We start from the raw sequence: 18,052 nt of genomic DNA on the forward strand, positions 1-18,052 counted from the left end.
TAAGGCTTTCCAGGCTTCCAGCTAGATCGCCGTTCTCATGACCTCCATCAGCCGATCCTGATAGTTCTGATCGACCGGGATTTTAGAGTTTGCGTGTTGGAGCGGTTCGTCGAACGTTGGGCGGAAGAAGCCCTTTCGGATACCCCGATGATCCTGATTGTAAGACCGCGCCGGGCCGGCGCGATCCGGTCCGCAAGACCGCCGCCCCCGACCGTAGAAAGGCCAAACGCCCAGCGCGCCGTCACAAGGCATCGCCCGACGGGGTGCGAGAACCCGCTTTGCAGAGAGCAGTTTCCGGAGGCGAGTCGGATCAGCCAACCCGGAGATCCTCAGCTGACATCTTACCCGAACGCCCGGCCTTGAGCTGATAACTTACCCGGGCCCCCTCTTCGAGAGTGGTGTAACCGGCTCTTTCGACGGCACTGATGTGCACGAAGACATCGGGACTTCCGTCCTCAGGCCTGATGAAGCCATAACCTTTGGTCGAGTTGAACCACTTCACAATACCCATTGCCACGACGGCATCTCCATAGTGAACCGTTGTGATCTAGCGAAGAGTCTCCCGGCCATCAAGAGGGTCGGCAAGAGCCGAGTCGCTGCGCTAGTCACGTGCTCGTTTTTCACCGCGTGGTCTAGCTGAGGCCGCATTGTGCAAGCGACTAAAGCGTCCTGACGTCGACGACAGTTCGCCTCAAGGCTTCTGCCCAGATGACGTTTGACCTTCGCCTCACTGGTCGTGCGCGACCGGCTTACAGAAGGCTTGCGGAGCCTCGAACATGCCGCGCTCATCCTGAGCCGGCGGATCGTTTTCATCGACGTTGAACAACAGGGCGGTCGTGAACTCCTTTGCGCAGCCTAGAGCAAGATTATCAATCCGCGCATGCCTGTATTGAAGCTACCTGACGTGCTTTGAAGACGGCCCGCAGGGCTGCGCTTTGGCTGTTCGCCTTGGTTGTCAACCGCACGTCGAGTCCCATCGAACGAGCAGGGTCTGCCGAGACAATCCTGAATAAAGCGCATTTGGCAAGTTATCCGCTCGTCATGTTGTATTTACCCGCTCGGCAACTGTGGAGCTTGTTCAAAACGGTAACTACTGACGAACTTCCTCGCGCCGCCGGCGGTTCATCAGCCTCTCGCCTTGGGTTCGATGAATTCAGCTGAGCACCGTGAAGACGTTGAGATAACGGATGGTCTCTATTTGTCTGCTTCGATCAGCCCGTCCACCGACTTTACTCAGAACAAAGCCGCCTCGATGCATAGGTGTATTCAAGGGCCAGTTGACGCGCAACTTCCATGAGAATGGCCGCGGCGCTGTGTCCCCCGTCGATGTTCTCGTAATAGAAGGCCCAGCCCGGCGAGCTTCGCGGCAGCTTTGCGGCCATGCGTTGGATGCGCGCGGTCGTCCTTGGTGGAGGTAAGAATTAAGGGAGCAGGATAGGTCTTGCCCGCGACCAGCTTCTGGTAGGGCGAGTAGCGTTCGATCCACGCACGCTGCTCGGCAATGGCGGGATCACCGTACTCGCCGATCCAGGCGGTGCCGGCGCCCAGTTTGGTGTATCGAAGTATATCAAGCAGCGGCACCTGGATGATCGCCGCGTTGAAGAGCTCGGGACGTTCGGTGATTGCAGCGCCAACGAGCAGGCCGCCATGGCTGCCGCCAATGACTCCTAGCCGGCGTGGACTCGTGATCTTGCGGCGGATCAGGTCCTCTGCAACGGCAATGAAATCATCCCATGTCGTCTGCTTCGTTGCTCCCTGCGCCGCTTGGTGCCATTCTGGACCAAACTCGCCGCCCCCGCGCAGGTTCGCCACGACATAGGCATTGCCCTGTTCGAGCCAGAGCCGCCCGACCGGTCCCAGATAAGAGGGCAGAAGCGACTCCTGGACACCGCCTTAGCCATAGAGAAGTGTCGGAATTGTGCCGTGAAACCTTGCGTTTTTCGGCCGCACCAGAGAATAGGGAATTGACGTGCCATCGCGCGAAGTGGCTTCGAGCTGCTCCACGACATGATTAGACGCATCGAAGGCAGCCGGTGTCGTCTTCAATTCCTCAAGGCTTTTGCTTTCGGCATCAAAATACCAGACTGAGGTTGGTCTGAGATAGCTCGAGACGGTGAACATGGCCTGGTCCGCTTCATCGGAGATGCCTGACAGGCTGACATGCGCATGTTCCGGTAGCGGGATCGACGCCGTCGACCAAGCTCCCTGATCGTACTTATAAACGAACGCTTTGCTCTGAACGTTCTCAAGGATCGTCAGTATCAACAAATTCTTTGTGGCGCCCCAGCCTGGCGGGGCCCAGGTTGGAAAACAAGCGATGGGCTGGCGCGCAGCGGATCCTGTTTCCATTCGTTGAGGTCATACGAGATCAGCGACCGGCGGTGAAGCTGATATCGCCCGGCGGCGTCCAATCTTCATCAAGCGTTACAAGCAGCCTACTACCCGCTAGGCCATTCATCGCGCCCTTCTTCGGCAGATTGAGCTTGACGGGTCGGTCGGGGCGGAAGACCACATACTCGAACTCAAAAGAGCTGATCGCGCGGCCCGCGCCGGTCGCATGAATATGACCCTTGCTGTCACGAAGCACGAAGGGGGACGTCAGAACGTCGGTGGGCTCGCCACGAAAGATCTCGCAAGCCTCACTGAGCGGCTGAGCGCGTTTGAGCTCCTTCACCACAAAGGGATAGCCGGCTTGCGTCAAAGTCCCCTCACCCCACTCCCGTGCAACAAGGAGTGTGTCAGCATCGACCCAGCTGACGTCCTGCTTGCCCTCTGGGAGAGTAAAGCCGTCCGCTACGAAGGTCTTGGAGTCGCGGTCAAACTCTCGTATGGACGCGGCATCCTTGCCGCCATCGGAGAGACTAATCAGGCAGAGGCGCTGTTGAAGCGGAAGGCAGCTGGCACCTTGAAAGACCCAATTCCTGTTCTCGGCACGGCCAAGGCGTCCACGTCGAGGATAGTCTCCCACTTTGGATCTTGAGTACGATCGCTCTCAGGCGTGGTACGCCGCCAGACGCCGCGCACCTGGTTCTCGTCTTGCCAGAAATGCTCCAAACCGCGCCCTTCCAATGGAATATCTACGATCTGATCCTTGGACTGCAGGATGGAGAGCGCCTGTTCGTAGAAGCGCCGATAGCGAGGATCCGACTGGAGTACCCCGAGCGTCTTCTCGTTCTCGGCGCGAACCCAAGCCAACGCGCTTGGCACTTCAATCTCCTCGAGCCAAAGGAATGGGTCATCAGTCACCGCCGCATCCGTTCGCTTGTGTGAAAGCGCCGTGCGCAGGCAATCAAAAGCAACGTGGCGCATAGGAGTGATTTCGTCAGGGACTTGCTCCGGCCGAGGTCGAGTGGCCACAGCCGCGGGCCCTGGCGCGTCAAGCAGAAGCGGCGGAAAGCACGCAAGCGCATGACGTAGCGCGGCTTACGCGGTGTCGCGCCCCCTTATTGCAAGCTGCGTGCCGGCTAAAGAGTCGTGAGTTTCAGCCGTTCGGAGCTGCACGACCCTGTTCGGTTGCCGACATTGGTTGCCAAGCGGACATCACAGCGGGTCGGCGAAGCGCCTGCCAGACAGCGCCAGCGTCAAAAACCGGGACGCAGCGATGCTGCTTTCCTCCGCATATGAGCTTGCGCCTTCTCGCTGGCGTCACCGGGCAGACTTGTCGACGGGCATCGAAGAGCAGCGCATTGATCAGAAGCCAGATCGACATCGGCAAGGGTGGTATGCATGGCGACCTCCTGATCGTTGACTGCAAGCGTTGCCGATTTCGACGAGCTTTGTCCTCGCGAAACCCACAAGTCAAGCCGATAGCTCGGTTCGTTGACTGATTGTCGAGAGGATTGCGCTCGAGCGAAGAGAGTAAAAAACGCCCTAGAAACGGGCTAGTTACGCTACGCCTTGAGATTGAGCCAACAATCAACAACAAGTACAAGCACCAGATCAGGTTCTTCGGCGCAACGGCGAAATGAAGCTGGGCATGAGCAGCAATTGAGGGAGCTACGGTCCAGCTTAAACGATCCTGATCCACCCGGCGGGGACCGACGCACGAGCCGTGATCCTCATCGAAGCCCTATTGCACAAACGAGATCAAGGGCGAGATTTTCGGTCGAGAACGCCCGCTCCGACCAGATCACCCGGGCTGGTTCAAGGCTAGTGCAACCCTCAGTGCGAACTGTTCCGTAACGGTGCTGTTGCGGCCCAGAACAAGCGCCGCTTTCCGGGCGGAACGATCAACGGGCAGCAGCGCGCCGGCTGCCGCCGCCACCACCCGCATCAGCGTCGTTTAGAGATACAACCTGAGTTGACTGCATCGCCCCCTTCTGATCATGGACCACTCGCATGATGTCTTGATTTCCTGCGGCCCTGCGCCGCGCGCAAGAACCGCGTCATCGCCCTGGATTGCTCCTCCGTCCTGCTATAGAAGCCTCATCCGCCGTGCTATGCTTTTCGCGGTCAGTCCTCGCTGGCACCGAGCTCTTGTCCGCGATGACCATCGCGTGAAGCTGCCGGCGCCGGCAGATCCCAGAGTCTGTCCTGTGTATGCTTCAGTGGAGCCGCTAAAGCCACAAAGGCCAACTTCACGTCTGCATAGGCAGCCTCCTTCAAAGCGGCATCAGCGGGATCGATGTCGTTATAGGCGGTCAGCGCCGCGGCATAGTTTTGGTACAGGGGCATTTGAGCCTCGTTGCTCCATCCGAGACCGAGATGGTGGAACTGATCAGCCGGAACGGTGATGCGGCTCTTGTCCAGCTCCCGGAGGTAGTCCGCCGACCAGTCGTGGATGGTATAGGATTCGATCTTATCCATCATCGACCGCCAGCGCCTGACACGCTCCTCAAGCGGCATATTGGCCGCTTTCGAAATGGCGGCTGCGATTTCTTCGGGATGGTTTGGATCCACCAGCAGCGCCTCGTCCTCGTTGAAGTCTTCAGCCGCCCCAGCGAACTTCGATAGTACCAGAACGCCGGGATCCTTCGGATCTTGGGCAGCAACATATTCTTTCGCTACCAGATTCATGCCGTCCCGCAGCGGCGTGATGACACCTACATGTGCCGCGCGGTAAAGACGCGCGAGTGCAGCCTGGCTGAACGGGTCATTCGTGTAGTGGATCGGCCTCCACTCCTCTGTGCCATGCTCGGCATTGACATGGTTGATCGCATTCTCCACGTCCTCCTTGTACTTTCGATACTCGTCGACGTCGGCGCGCGAGGACGGCGCGATCTGCAACAGCGATATGCTGCCCGGCTCGACCGCCAAGAGTTGGTTAAATGCTTCAACGCGTTTGTCGATACCTTTCGTGTAGTCTAGGCGGTCCACGCCGATCGCAAACCTCGCGCCCTCAAAGTTTTGCAATAATGACGAGATTTTTTCTTGCTCTGCGGGCGAGAGCTCTGCCGAAAGATACTCTGCGAACTGCCTGGGATCGATACCGATTGGGAATTTTTGAAGTCGCGACTGCCCACGTTCCGTGGTCACGACGCCATCCTTGCTCTCCAGCCCGAAATAGGTTCGCAGGCAGGCCGAGAAATTGTTCAGATCCCGGTTCGTCTGAAAGCCGAGCAGATCGTATTCCAGCATCGACTTCATCAGTTCGCGATGATTGGGTACTCGCTCTATCCTGTCGGGCGTCGGCCACGGCGTGTGCAGAAAGAAGCCGGTCGGCCGCTCGATGCCGAGCTTTTGCAGATCGCCCCCGAGCGGGAGCAAGTGATAATCATGCACCCAGAATGCGTCCCGATCCCGCAAGTCGAACGCCGCACGCGCGATGAAGTTGTTCATCTGTCGATAGCTGTCGTATCCCTCTTCCGCGCGCGACATCCGGTCGGACAGGGAGTGTAATACCGGCCACAAGGTTGAATTCGAATAATCTCGATAGTAGCCGCGATGGTGCGCGGCCGGCAGATCGAGTTCGGCCACATGGCCTTCGCCAGCCTTCACGAGTGGCAGGGGCCGCTCAGTCCCGTCGCCGCGATTCTCCGAGGAGAACATCCAGACCGCGCCGGAACGTTCGACGACCGACTCGAGGGCTGCGGCAAGTCCGCCGGTCTGGGGTTTATTGGGGTCGAACGGCGCGCCGCGGTTCGAAATCACGACCAGCTTCATGTCGGGTTGCTGGTTTACCGAGCGATGCTCCGCGTCGCCTGAGGCAACAGCATGAGAAGGACCTGCACCTCCTTCTTGCTCCTGCTCCAACGGTATCTCGTCGAGGTGCAGGGCGAAGGCCGCTTGGGCTGAGGTTTCATCTTGCTGGGTTGCGCCTGATGTACCGCCGGAATCCACCGTTGCGGTGTCGAGCGCGTCACGGATTCGAACCATCTCGTAACTCCCTTTGGCCGCGACTTTCCACTACGCTAGGATGCCGGGTCTAGCTTTCCGAAAGCTGACCGGTCGCCGAGCTAGATAGCAGGATCGAAGGTTCTGGATGACCAGCACCGCGCATCACTCTCCAGCCCCCCCGCTAATCAAACGCACTTTGTGCGGCCAGCCACGGTGCTGATGACAAGATTTGCGTTGTCAAGTGGTCGATCCTTCGAAGTGTCCTTGGACGTTCTTCCGCTCATCGCAGGAATGGTGGTGCGCATGGCCATTCATGTGCAGCTGTGGAGCGCACCAGATGCCCTCGTCCCGTGGCACTCTTTCGCATAAGAGTCATCTCCACATCGCCTACGGTGCCAGCTTGGTGCTGCTGAGAACCCGATCATCATGTTGGGGCATCGCAAAGAAAGGTCGCAAGTGCGGCATCGCGCCTGGTCGTGATCTACAGCTAACGCAGAGGTGAACCGCACGATCGTCGTCGGTGCAACAACTGGTTGCCGTGCGACGGACAGATGGCGACCATTAACCGGCGGCCTCGCCGCCTGCTGCCGGACAGCCTGCGCCGCTATGGCAGTTGTTGCCAGTTCTCGACACCGGCGACGGCTTCCTGGTCGACGTTGCGGGTTGTTGCCCAGGCGGATTCGGATTGCGAAGCCGGCTGGGCGGCAGCTTCGAATTCCGGAAACAGCCGAACTACGTTCGAGAGGTCAGTTGTCGGGCTTAACGGCCTAAGCGTGTGTCTTTGAGCACGTGCTCCTCCAGTGGGAGCACATCGCACGACAAGGTTGAGATAAATGGTCGGGTTCAGATCACTCGAATTCCGGGCACTTGCCAGGAAAACGCACGAGCATGGCACTAGCCATTGCCGCGCGAATCGCTCGGCCGGCGTCTGCCGGCGAAAAGACTGGGCAAATTGATCGATTGCTTCGGCTTCGTCCGAAGAAGGGATACACCACCTTTGACCGGAGCGCGAACGCCGAGGACTTTTCAAGACCATGAACCTGCTAAATTTTCAGCGACAACCCTCAGCACGATGATCGTTCCAGCGCCGGACTATATAATGAGGTCCCGTGCTGGGCAGGACTACACCGACTAGCTTCTTGCTTAGCCAGTGGAAAGCGTGTCCTACAGGTGACAGCGGCACCTCGCGACGACCTCAGATGCTATGCTCCGAAATCAACACCAGCGAAGATCTGCTGATCGCGGAGTGCACCTTCACAAAGGAGAGCCCGGCGTGAGTAATTTTGATCCAGCTTAGCCTCGCCGTCCAGCAACTTGGGAACCGCGCTATTCGTGCCAGGGGCACTGCGAATCAGGGCGGATGGCCCGAAGTTCTTCCCGCGCGGCGGCGGAAGCGTGAATTGAGAAATCGATTATTTGGAAAACCGGCAATCTCACTTTTTGCTTAAGTTTAGTTTGGTTGTGAACGCGCTGGTTCCTATAGCTATACCTATCACGCACACAAAATATCCGAGAGTTGCCTTCATTGTCGTCGGCTCTCCAAACACAACGTACGCCCAGGCCGCCGTAATCACGGGAGTAAGATAGATCAGCGTTGCAACTTCACTCGCCGCATTTTCCCGTAGGCAGAACCAGTAAAGTCCATAACCCACGGCGGTTGAGATAATTACGAACCACAGGACGACAGTGGCAAATTGCGCCGTCATGTGAGGAGCGAGTCTTCCATCCAGAACGGCCAAGGGGAGCATACAAAGCGCTGAGACCGCGCTTTGTACTGCTAATGCAGGAAAAATGGACATAGAGGTGGAACTCAGCTTTGAAATAAGCGTCGCCAACACCAGACATAGACTAGCTGCTACCGCCAATCCATACGCCGAAAGCGGGGCATGCCCTGTTGGCCCTCCCGTTGCAAGTGCTACGCCTGCAAGAGCAATCAAAGATCCCAGCCACTTTCTGGCAGAAATCCTCTCGCCTAATACAGGCACAGCGCAAATTGTCGTTGCAAGAGGCTGCAATGCACTTATCAATGCTGCCGTTCCAGGAGGCAGGCCTGTTGCGACGGCCTTTACTGCAAAGGTGGTGGAGCAGAACATTGCTAAGAAGCCAAGACAGCTTTGGTTCGCAACGTCGCGGAGCGCCACCCCTCGGATCAATGTCAACCCCAGCCATGGAGAGAATATGACTGCAGCTATTGCGAACCTCCAGAAGAGGACCAGGTAAACCGATTCTCCGCCATTGATCATCCGTGCACCGATGAAACCTGAGCTCCAGGCCAAAACAAGCCCGGCCTGTACAAGAACCTTCTTGACACTTTTCACGCCTGGAATCCTCCTAGCGATAGTTTTGTTGTTAAATGATCGCTCAGGATCGGCTATGTTGGCGAAACGATTGGAAAAGCCAGCGAACATCTCGGCGCCCATAAGTCCGCGTAAGCATGGTTGCGTTCGCAGGTCGCGTTCGTCATCGGCGTGGGAACCACGTCAAGAACATACGAGCTTCAGTGCCGCTCCGCGAGCATTCCAACGCATCAACATTTGTAGTGTCCTCGGCTGTAAGCATGTTTCGCGGCTAGGCTCGCCTACCGTCGCTGGAACTAATGTGGACTCACGATCTCGTGTCGGATCATCGCGCCTAGTTGGAAGGCTCCCGGCGGACATGCCGAAAGCCTTCTTGGATGTTGAACGTTGATCTATGGAGCCGTTACTTTTCTCCTTTCCCTAGTTCGCAAGATCTACCAGTTGCGCTGGGCGCGCAGCAGCAACGTCAGTCTATTCTGATCCTTGAGTTCGTACACAGTACCCGGCTTAGCGATATTGGGTTGCTGCGGCAGCGTCACAGTGCTTCCGCTCGCGTACTTCTGGTCGAGCACCATGTAGGAGAGTTCAGCCGAGAAAGTCAGATTCCTGACGGGAGTCCAACGCGTAACTGTACCAAGAACGGCATAGTTGAAATCGGGATTACAGCCGGAACCGCCGCTTGACAACGCGAGGGACGTGACGAACGCGCCGCAGACGTAGCCCTTGGCCGTGTTGTTGTACCGCACAGCCGTCCACGCACTGTAGATGGCACTACTCCAATGAGGATCCCAATTGTGGGTATACGCGCCGTTAAAGCCGTAGCTCGTGGTCAACTCCTGGCCGGCGCCAGTTACGAACACAGAGTCAGAGATGCCAGCAAGCCCGATGCTTTGGTAGGCTCCCGAAAGTCCGGTGCCACCATACATCGCGTAGGTGGTCGACTTATAGCTATCGAAGTTGTAGCGGCTCGCGCCGCTCGTATACACGCCTTGGATGTTGACGGTGTCACCCGGCCCCGTCGGGACGTTCTTGATGGACAATGCCAACTGACCGGCCCAGCCCCACTTGTCACTCGGATTGCCGGTGACTTCGGATGCGCCATAATATGCAGCATGGTTGTCATGTGCAGCAACCGACGCCTGAAAGAGGCCCCAAGCCTGGTCAACGCGCACCATACCGACAAGGTCTGGTGTGCGCGAACCGCCGATGTCGTTGGCACCGTATGCGCCGACGGCTAGACCGCTGGCTGTCGCACCACTCACGTTCCAGACATTGCTCGTGTAATTGGCGACTTGATCCTGGACTGAGAACGAAGCCGTGACTCCTTGACCGAGGTCAGCGGTGTAAGTGAACTGGTTCACGGGCTCCCAGCCGCCGCCGCCAGGCAGTTCGATGTTGTTTCCGGGATATCCCGTCCAAGGCGAGCTGAACTGCGAAGCCGCCTTGCCGAAAGTGAACCCAGCGAACTGGATAAAGGCGTCGTAGACACCAAGGGAACCAGCGCCAACCGCAGAACCGAGTGACGACGTATACGCTGTCGAACCATTCACGCCAGTTGTACCCACGCCGGCATAGGTACCTGTGGTCCAGGTAAAGGCGCCATCGAAGAAGGTGCGCACTACACCATACTCGGTCGCAGTGCGTGTATCGATAGAAAGATATTCGCGAGAACGTGTACTGTAATAGTCCGTCAGGCGATTACGAGCCCCAGGGACGCCGCTGCTGGGCATGTCATAGTGGCCGCTCGTGTTCAGTGTGGTTTCAACGCGCAGATACCCGCCCAATTTGATGCACGTATCGGTGCCGGGAATGTAATAGAAGCCGGCCCCATACAACGAGCAAATCTTCACGTACTCGACTGGCCTGGCCTTCCAGGGAAGATCGGCTGCATGCGCCTCGACCACGGCGATCAGACCGACCGCCGAACCGAACAAAAACTTCTCCACGAACTTCATAACAGGCCTCTAAACTGTACCATCTCAAAGGCGGCCAGCAAGGCGCACCGAAGAGACCATCACCTTCGCCCCCCAATCACTCTCGACCGAAAGGGCTTTATTCGAACGCCACCTGACTGATTGAACCAGTGAACGTCGCGGCGCGGACCATTCCGCAGCTCGCATCGCTATGATGTCAGATCACCCTCGTTATCGGCGCGGAAACTGTGTAGGAAACAGACGAACCTTCACGCGCTCTGGCAGGTGTGCTCTAATCGCCTCACAACGGTATGCTTCGGACTGCAATCGGCTAAGAACGTATGCTTCATAGCAACGCATCTTGCGCCTCAATGAGATTAGAGCTGAACGTCCTGAAAGCATTAGCCGAGGCATATGCATGCGCACCTCCAGGCGACACCTGCCGTACAAGTCGTTTACAAATTGAACAGAAGAGGCGAAGCCGAATTGGCTGCGCTTGTTTTAGTTGGTCGACTCTTTCGCTGCAATTGTGGATCCCAAGGAGGCATACGCCTCGGAAACAAGCTTGTAACAAGTGCATGCCCTTTGCTCGAGGCACTTGCGTTCATCGATCCGCAACACGCCGCGCACCTTGCGAATAAGACGCTGTTCAGCAAACTTGTTCAGGGTCTCGGTTATCCCCGGACGAGGCAATCCCAAGACGGACGAAAGGTAGTCATGGGTAACTGGAAGAACATGAGTGTCAGCTGAGTCACTCGATAGACAGAGCCAGCTCGCGAGCCGCTTTTCGCGATGGTGCCAAACGCCACAAAATCCTGTCTGAGCGCAATGCAATGATAGCGCGTCGACGTAGCGAGATAGCTGTTCCCGGATTTGCGGACGCTCGTTCATCAGCTGACGCAATTCTTTGACGCGGATCCTGAGAGCGGTTCCAGGAAAAAGCACGACAGATTGATGCGTCGAAAGATGACCTCCCAATAGAACCGAAGCGCCGACCGCTCCCCGAAATCCTATTACCGCCGTTTCAAGGATAATGCCGGAGGTGACAATCCTTAGCGATACGAGCCCCGACTCTATGAAATAGACGTAATCAACATTCCTTTTCGGCTCTTGCAGAACGATGCGTTCTCCCAGAACGACAGGCTCAAGACACTGCCCTATTGCTACGAGATCCTGGAGAGGCAGCCTCGCCAGGATCGCATTTTTGACAAAGGACCGCATACTTGCCCGCACGACGCAGCTGCCAGGGCGCGGAAGCATCGATAGACTGCTCTGCTCTTGGGTCACATCGTCCAACGCGAGTTAGGTATGAACCGACGGGAGTTCTTAAACTACGAGATAAGGACGATCCGCTGGTTTCCGCCTAGAGGCGTGCAGAGCAAGCCCGGCCACGAAACAGATGGGCCCCACACTTGGGCCGGCGCCGTCGTCCAGAGACATGTCGAACTCCACACTTCTGTCGCCATCCGTCCACGTCCTTCGAGCACGTTCTGAATGATCGTGAACCCATCGACGGCCCGCACAGAACCATCACTGATCGGCGACGTCTCCTGCGCGCCCGCGGGCATCCGGTGCGCTATGCCTTCGCAGCCGACCTCGTCAGTCCGGCGCCGATCGACAGTTTTCTAAGCCAGCAGAGGGATTGATCGAGAGCTTGCATCTCCAGCTCAACCACCTTTCCAGGGGCCGACTGCGCCATTTCGGCGGCATTAATCATCCACTCAGCGGGCAGTTCCCGGAGATTTGCCCAACCAAAAATGGATTCTCCAGGCTCGCCCGTGCCGCGTCGGTCGCGCAGCGGGGCGCGATAAGACCACGTGTTCTCGAAGCAGATGCGGTCGAGCCCGAGCCTTGCGAGCTTTTGCGTCAGCTCTGCGACAGGTGCAACGCCGGAACCGATCGGCACACCGAGCAGGGTCCCCTCCTCCCCCTGACGCACAGGGGGTAATAGCACGCAATCCTTTAGATGCGCGGAGCATACCCAGGGCTCCATCGCCTCGAGGGCATCACAGGGATGCTCAAAGAAGAGCATCGAATTGACGTAATCGAACAACGCGCGGATCCAAGCGCTATTGACCGATGTGAGGATCTCCGCGACCTCGGCGCCGCACAAATCTTCGTGGTTCTCCAGGAGAATTGGAATGCCGACCCGCTCGGCTATCGGAGTGAGCTGAGATAAATTCCTCTTGGCCTCACTCACGCGATGGCGGCGATCCGGCGCACCTGTCGTGAAGGTCCTGAGGTATCCAGCTCCGACGTCAGCGGCCATGGCGAGGCAATCGCTTAGATGGGCGACCTCCGTCCCGCGGGTCTCGATGTCGATGAGTAGCCCGCGGTGATCGAGATGGCGTCGTACCTTCCGAAGGTGATCGCGTTCGCGTCCGGAGATTTCAACATAGCCCGGTAGGTGAGCTGATACGTTGATCCCGTCGAACCCGAGTTCGGCCGCGATATCGATCAATGAGAAAACGTCGAAGCCAGGTTTGTGACGATAGTGATAGCGCAGGCCGTAAGAGTGCAAGAACAGCTTGGTCATGTCCGGTTTCGAAGTGTCAGGGTCGGTTGCGGGACGCGGTGAGACGCTCCTCGCCGACAGCCCAAAGGGCAAGCAGCGAGGTAGTAAGGATGAATAGGCCAGGAAGAATTGGCGCAGGCGATCCGAGAAGAAGACCCGCCGCATTGAGTTTGATGAGTGTGCCCCAATCGCTTGCCGGAGGCTGCACACCGAGGCCCAACACGCTGAGCGCGCTCAGGAACATCAGGCACGACACGAAGCGGTTGATGAGTTCTACGGCTGCATAGGCCCGTATATTTGGCCAGACGTCACGAAAGACGAGGTAGCCGATGCCCTCTCCGCGAATGCGCGAGAGCTCCACGAACGGCTGCGCAATCACCTGAGCGACGGGCGCGCGCAGGGATCGGAACACACGGCAGAATTCGACGACGATGATGACGGCGATCAGGCTGGACGTACTCGATCCGAGGGCCGCGATCAGCACGAAGGCGACGATCAGACCCGGGATCGCGATCAGCGCATCCATCGATCGGGCGAGCACCGAGCCGCCGAAACCTCTCGACAGGCCCGTGAGCACCGCGAGGCCGAGGCCGAGACCAAAGGCGACGAATGCCGCAGTCACGGAAATGAGCATAGTCTCACGGCCAGCCGCGAGTGTCTCGGCGAATAGATCTCGCCCGAGGTGATCGGTTCCAAGAATGTGTGCCGCGGATGGTGGCTCGAACCGCTCGGCGCCGTAACGCTCCGTCCATCGCGCGTCGATCAAAGATGGTGCCATGAAGAGAACAAGCGAAAAGATCGCGAAAACGGCAATCCTCATGTGCGGCCCCGTCCAACAGAATGCGCCGGCTCGAAAGCGCTCGCCGAGTTCGGGAACGTCGTGGGAGGCGATGCCGCGTCGACGCTGATCACAGAGGAGAGCACGCGTCCGGCACGCATTTCGACCACTTCATCAGCGAGCCGCGCCACCATGTCCGGCTGATGTGAAACGAAGAGCATGCTGACCGAACGATGATCACGTACTTTGCGCAGAAGCTCCACGACAAGAGCGCCATTGGCAGAGTCGAGCGAGGCCGTCACCTCGTCGAGGAGAAGAATGCGTGGCCGCGACGCAAGAGCCAAGGCGATCCCAAGCCGTTGGCATTCCCCGCCCGAAAGCTCTGACAGGCGCTTGGGCAGATAACTGGTCGGAAGAAAAATCGAGTCGAGAACCTTTGCAGCCTCGTTTGAGTTGCCGGCCTCCCCCGCCTGACGCAATCTGCGGCCGATCAGATAGGCAATCGTCAGCGCCGGGTTGAGGTGCAACCGAACCGACTGAGGGACGTACTCGAAAACACGCTTCTCGGCGGTTGTGCGGGCCGAATAGTGGAGAGGTAGACGGCGCCCTCCGACCAAGATCTCCCCCGAGGAGTCACGGTGCTGACCAAGAAGTGCACGAAGAACTGTCGTCTTGCCTGCGCCGGACGGGCCGACGAGACCGATGCAGCTGCCAGAGCCCAGCGAAAACGAGACATCGGCGACAAGCGAACGCCCGCTTGGCGCATGCACACTCAGTCGGTCGACACGGAGCGGCACAGCATGCCGCGGCGGTGATTCGCCCGTGTTCGAGTCGAGAGGAGTAGGACGGTCTTCTGGGGCGAGCGCCCTTATGCTGTTGCGGTCTTTTTGGCGGGAAGTGGCCGCTTGGGTGGGAAGCGGTCGCTTCAGATGCCTAGCAAGGTCGATAGTTCCATCCGACAAGGCTTCGAAAAAAGCGAGCTCGTGGGTCACCACTATGGCTGCAGCGCCGATCTCTTGGATACGCGCTTTGATGGCAGTCATAACCGTGCTCTTCAGTGCCGGCTGGAGCGAACTCGTCGGTTCATCCAGCATGACGAGGCGCGGTGCAGCGCAGAACAAGCTAGAGACGAGAATGCGCTGGAGCTGGCCGCCGCTATATTGGTGCGGATAGCGGTTCTCGTTGAACCCCGGAATATCGAGGCGATCGAAGGCGCTGCGAAGCAGATGCCTGCGCTCAATGCGTTGCGAGCTCGTGTCCCCGGGAAAGGCCGCGAGTTGATCGACCACGCCACGGCTTGAAACGAGAGTCGTGGCAGACGACTGGGGAATGTAGAGGATGTCCCGCCCCCAAAGCGCCTGCCGATCAGGGGGAGCCATTCCGGTGAGTGATCGCCCCAGAAACGAGGTATCGCCACCCGTGATACGGAGATTGGGACGCTGCCAGCCGATAAGGGCCAGGCACAGGCTCGTCTTACCGATGCCCGAGGGACCTATGACGGAATAGAGGCGACCGCCCGTGAAAGTGGCACTAAGCGCGCCGATCCGGTTCACGGCGCTGTCCGAGCTTGCGATTTCTACTGTGAGATCACGTATCCGCAGCACCTCTGTCACAGCGCGATCCTCGCGACGAAGCGACCGCTCACGAGATCGGACAATGAATAGAGCAGCATATAGATGCCGGTAATCAGCATCGCGCAGAACTGCAGTACGGGGATATCGCGCCACACAACAGAGGACACAGTAAGGTCACCAAGCCCCGCAAAGCCGAACACGACTTCGATCACGAGCACGCCCGTCAGCAGATAGGCGCAATAAGTCAGTGCGAGATTGAGGATCGATGGTGTAATCGCAGGCAATGCATAACGCAGCGCAGTTTCGCCCCGGCCAAAGCCTTTGAGCCGGGCAAACTCGAAGTAATCCTTGCGTTCCTCCGTGGCGAGCAGCGCGAGCACCATCCGCCCGACATAGGCGACCATGCCGACACCGAGACAAGCGCTCGGCAGAACGAGGAGACGGAGCTGGTCCAGGAAAGGCTGTCCCTGCGAAATGCGGGAAACCGCAGGTAAAAGCCTAAGCTCCACGGCAAACACATAGATGAAGATATAGGCGATTAGGAATTCCGGCGTGCAGATGACAATTTGCGCTACGAGCCTGAAGAAATGCTGCGTGCGTCGGCCAGTCATGAACACTCCAAGCCCTGCCGCGATCGCGACCGGAAACCACAGAAACGTCACGGCAGCGAGGGCGAGGGTGTTTTCGAGGCGAGGCTCGACAACTTCCCAGACGCCGGTGCGGGTCGTAAACGAGCGGCCAAGATCGCCGGTCAAGAAGGCGCAGAGCCAGAGGACGAAGCGTTCCACAAGGCCACGATCGAGGCCGAGGTCAGCGCGCATGCGTTGAGCGAGCTCGGGAGTGTAGTCCTGGCCCAGCAACTCTGTGACAAAATCCCCCGGAATGACTGCCGTTCCGAGAAAGATCAGGGCGGATGCGCCGATAAGAATGGCAACACGTGTGAGGATGCCACGCAACAGCAGCCACGCTTTGGCACGCTTTGAATGCACGCGCTCAGGCGCGGCGTGAAATGGTGTCAGCGCTTGCACGGGATCAAACCTTGCGATCGAGCCAGATCTCGGAGAACGCCGAGCCTTTGAGCGCTCCGAGCGGTGACGGTGCAACGCCTTTGACATAGCTCGCCTTGGCATCGAGCTGATTGAAGAACAGTGGGATGGCGGCACCACCCTCCTTGTGGATCGCCTCTTGGATCCCCCAGTACAACAGGCGTCGACGTTCTAGATCAGTCGTAGCCAGGGCATCGTCCATCATACGGTCGATCTCGGGTCGTCTCCACCGTGTCTCATTCCATTTGGCGTCAGATCGATAGGCAACGCGCAGCATAGCGTCGGGCGTGTAGCGCATGCCCCAACCACCCACCATCAGCGGCTCTTTGAGCCAGATATTGTCCCAATAGCCAGCAACGGGATCCCGTCGCGCCTGCACATTGACGCCCGCCTGGCGCGCCGTATCGGCAAACATCTGCGCCAGGTCGACAGCCACATTGGGCGTAACGGCCTCAGAGGCGTGCAAAACGAGTTGGCCGAGGTCGACGCCAGCCTGGCGAAGCAGCGTCCGCGCCCGGTCCGGATCGTAGGGTCTGACGGGCAACTCGGAATGGTAGAACGGGCTAAACGGAGGAATTGGATGGTCATTGGCAATGCTCGCCTGCCCCGCGCACAGTTTGTCGCGGAGAAGGGAGCGGTCGAACAGACATTTTAGTGCCTCGCGCACCTCGACACGGTCGAATGGTGCCTTGTCGACATGCATCGCGACCACGTTGTGCACACCGCTGGGCGATGAGACGACCTCAAGGCCGGTCACTGCGGCCACGCGTTTAGCCAGCGCAAAGCTGATTGTCTGCACAGCGTCGACGTCCCCAGCGAGCAAAGCCGAAACGCGCGCGATCGGATCCTGGTTGCCTTGAAATGAGACCTCATCGAGATAGGGCTTGCCGCCGTCCCAGAAGTTCGGATTACGGCGATATGTGTTTACGCCAGCAGGATCGAGACCATTGGCGATGAAGGCGCCCGCCCCAAGTGGCTTGTCGAAGCGCGAATATCCCTCAGGCAAGATATGGAAGCGATCCTGGGCGAGCAGCAGCGGGAAATCGGCATCGGGACGTGTCAGCTTGAAGCGGATCGTCTGCGGGTCTTCAGCAACGATATCGCTCACGTGGTCAACAAGCACGCGCAGAGGCGACTGCGCTGCCGGATCGCGCAATCGGTTGATGGTGTAGATCACGTCCCGCGCCGTGACCGATCTGCCATCGTGGAACTCGGCGCCGCGGCGCAGGCGAAAGATCCAGTCGTTCACCTTGCCGTTTGCGGCTTCCCAGCTCTCCGCCAGGGCCGGAATGGGCTGAAGATGCGAATCGACATTAACGAGGCGAGCTCCTATCAGCTCATAGGCGAAATAGACCGCCCACGACGCAACCTTGGTCGGATCAAGTAATGACGAGGAAGCCGTCTCCTGCAGGATGACCCGCACGCGACCGCCGCGGCGAGGCGCGGTTTGCTGGGCCCTGGACGGCCGCGACGCCGTGGACAGGGCAGCGGCACCGATCAAACCAGTGAAGTTGCGACGCGTGATCATATGAGATGCCATGGCAACGGCCTCACCCCCATCGAGTATTGGTCCGCTCGGAACGGCCGCCGCATTGTGTTTGCCAAGCAGCCCGCTCTTGACGGCCGCACTCGTATATACGAGTTGAGATGACA

At 58.5% G+C, this 18,052-nt stretch carries 14 protein-coding genes and 1 pseudogene; all 15 read right to left on the bottom strand.

The features are described from left to right. Positions 1-310 precede the first annotated feature (310 nt). On the bottom strand, positions 311-517 hold the full coding sequence (locus I6F21_RS26860; protein ID WP_346656831.1) for a cold-shock protein: 207 nt from the start codon (positions 515-517) through the stop codon (positions 311-313). Between the two features lie 749 nt (positions 518-1,266). Further along, positions 1,267-1,812 carry a prolyl oligopeptidase family serine peptidase gene (locus I6F21_RS26865; RefSeq protein ID WP_346656832.1) on the bottom strand — a complete coding sequence of 182 codons (546 nt, stop codon included), beginning with the start codon at positions 1,810-1,812 and terminating at the stop codon, positions 1,267-1,269. Between the two features lie 81 nt (positions 1,813-1,893). Beyond that, positions 1,894-2,349, bottom strand: coding sequence for a hypothetical protein (locus tag I6F21_RS26870; RefSeq protein WP_225183725.1), 456 nt, complete (start codon positions 2,347-2,349; stop codon positions 1,894-1,896). Between the two features lie 19 nt (positions 2,350-2,368). Further along, on the bottom strand, positions 2,369-2,701 hold the full coding sequence (locus I6F21_RS38710) for a hypothetical protein (RefSeq protein ID WP_249787562.1): 333 nt from the start codon (positions 2,699-2,701) through the stop codon (positions 2,369-2,371). A gap of 51 nt (positions 2,702-2,752) precedes the next feature. Continuing rightward, positions 2,753-2,968: pseudogene (locus tag I6F21_RS39070) on the bottom strand (hypothetical protein); the annotation flags it as partial. After that, positions 2,866-3,309 (bottom strand): hypothetical protein, encoded by a 444-nt coding sequence (locus tag I6F21_RS38720; RefSeq protein WP_249787554.1) that lies wholly within the window; start codon positions 3,307-3,309, stop codon positions 2,866-2,868. The pseudogene I6F21_RS39070 and the gene I6F21_RS38720, both read right to left, overlap by 103 nt. 1,143 nt (positions 3,310-4,452) lie before the next feature. Then, entirely contained in the window at positions 4,453-6,315 is a 1,863-nt protein-coding gene (locus I6F21_RS26880; protein ID WP_225183726.1) for a trehalose-6-phosphate synthase, read from the bottom strand. Positions 6,316-7,709: 1,394 nt separating this feature from the next. Beyond that, positions 7,710-8,696 carry a DMT family transporter gene (locus I6F21_RS26885; RefSeq protein ID WP_225183727.1) on the bottom strand — a complete coding sequence of 329 codons (987 nt, stop codon included), beginning with the start codon at positions 8,694-8,696 and terminating at the stop codon, positions 7,710-7,712. 311 nt (positions 8,697-9,007) lie between these two features. Continuing rightward, a complete protein-coding gene (locus I6F21_RS26890; RefSeq protein ID WP_225183728.1) occupies positions 9,008-10,528 on the bottom strand; it encodes a porin in 1,521 nt (506 codons plus the stop codon). A gap of 459 nt (positions 10,529-10,987) precedes the next feature. Beyond that, positions 10,988-11,707, bottom strand: coding sequence for a Crp/Fnr family transcriptional regulator (locus tag I6F21_RS26895; RefSeq protein ID WP_225183729.1), 720 nt, complete (start codon positions 11,705-11,707; stop codon positions 10,988-10,990). Between the two features lie 355 nt (positions 11,708-12,062). Beyond that, positions 12,063-13,022 carry a TIM barrel protein gene (locus I6F21_RS26900; RefSeq protein WP_225183730.1) on the bottom strand — a complete coding sequence of 320 codons (960 nt, stop codon included), beginning with the start codon at positions 13,020-13,022 and terminating at the stop codon, positions 12,063-12,065. A 16-nt stretch (positions 13,023-13,038) separates the two neighbouring features. Further along, on the bottom strand, positions 13,039-13,767 hold the full coding sequence (locus tag I6F21_RS26905; RefSeq protein WP_225183731.1) for an ABC transporter permease: 729 nt from the start codon (positions 13,765-13,767) through the stop codon (positions 13,039-13,041). Between the two features lie 50 nt (positions 13,768-13,817). Beyond that, positions 13,818-15,392: an ATP-binding cassette domain-containing protein gene (locus I6F21_RS26910; RefSeq protein WP_225183732.1), complete on the bottom strand. Its 1,575-nt coding sequence runs from the start codon at positions 15,390-15,392 to the stop codon at positions 13,818-13,820. After that, the gene (locus I6F21_RS26915; protein ID WP_225183733.1) at positions 15,389-16,381 is read right to left on the bottom strand and encodes an ABC transporter permease; all 993 of its coding nucleotides are present in this window, start codon (positions 16,379-16,381) and stop codon (positions 15,389-15,391) included. Before I6F21_RS26915 ends, I6F21_RS26910 begins: the two co-directional genes overlap by 4 nt. Before the next feature lie 4 nt (positions 16,382-16,385). Then, complete coding sequence (locus I6F21_RS26920) at positions 16,386-17,927, bottom strand: ABC transporter substrate-binding protein (protein ID WP_225129795.1); 1,542 nt, start codon at positions 17,925-17,927, stop codon at positions 16,386-16,388. Positions 17,928-18,052 lie beyond the last annotated feature (125 nt).

Origin of the sequence: Bradyrhizobium sp. NBAIM03, assembly GCF_020194055.1 — a bacterium.
Classification (GTDB): Bacteria; Pseudomonadota; Alphaproteobacteria; order Rhizobiales; family Xanthobacteraceae; genus Bradyrhizobium; species Bradyrhizobium yuanmingense.